The 1,057-nt window shown below is 60.2% G+C and carries 1 protein-coding gene; it reads left to right on the forward strand.

What is annotated here, in order from left to right:
• Nucleotides 1-17: 17 nt before the first annotated feature.
• A partial coding sequence (locus tag ACIA76_RS43760; protein ID WP_397161507.1) for a hypothetical protein occupies nucleotides 18-1,057 on the forward strand: 1,040 nt, incomplete at its 3' end.

The following is a 1,057-nucleotide window of genomic DNA, read 5'->3' on the forward strand; positions in this document are numbered from 1 at the left end:
ACTTCCTGGAGGTATCTATGGCATGGCGTGAGGTATCCGAACGGGGGCGGACGACAGTGTTCAATTCGATCGCTCTCGCTGTTCCTACCTGTCTTGTACTGACTCTGGCAGTTGTGGGAGCCGGACCAGCGGCCGCTGAGTCGTATGTGAACTACCTGCCACCACAGTCCAATCCGGGTGACATCGCCATCGGCGAAGCCACGCCATGGGACATGACGGACATGACATTGGCCCCGACGGGGATCGGGCCGCAGGACTACAACTGGATCAGGCTCTGGGATCCGGCCGGTCCGGGGCAGTTCATCACTACTTTCGACACCAACGGCAATTTCGGTGGTCTGCCGATCAGTGGCCGGACATGGACCGTGACGTCCCCCGGCGGGGGCGGGGTGCACGACTGGGATGCATTCACCAATCGGCTGGTGGTGAACCAGGCGCCCGCGATGCCCGCCTACAACGGGAACAGCACCTTCCAGTTCTACTGGGATGCCGCACGCAACGGATACCACTACGTGAACCACGGCCACAACAACGACTCCTGGGTCGATGTGTGGTACACCGACACACACCCCGGTGCGAAGATTCGGCTCAACCACGACGGTCAAGACATGCTGTGGGCGTCCTCCATCGCGGTAGCAAAGGTCAACGGAACAGTGAAGTACCCCGGCTCTGACCCCGTGGAGATCCGCGACTGGGCCGGAGAGCAAGAACGCGAATGGGGCCCGAACTGGACACTCAGCGACCACAAGGTGTGGGACTACATCTCCAGTGGCAACCCTGACGGATCCGAGGACCTCATGTTCGTCTTCACCCAGAACAACGGAACCATTTCTGGCCTGGTGAACCACACCGACGCAGACGGCACCCGCCATATGTGCGTCACCCGGCACGTCGAATACGCCGACTGGAATACGATGACCCGCCCAGGGATGACCCAGCCATTCCCGTACCCAGCCAAGGTAATGACGGGCTGCGACGACCTGAGCTACACAGTTACATCAACCGGCCCTGAGGGCGCGATTCAAATGTTTCTGCCATACGTAAATCTCGTATATGG

Origin of the sequence: Nocardia sp. NPDC051570, assembly GCF_044454005.1 — a bacterium.
In the GTDB taxonomy this organism is placed as follows: Bacteria; Actinomycetota; Actinomycetes; order Mycobacteriales; family Mycobacteriaceae; genus Nocardia.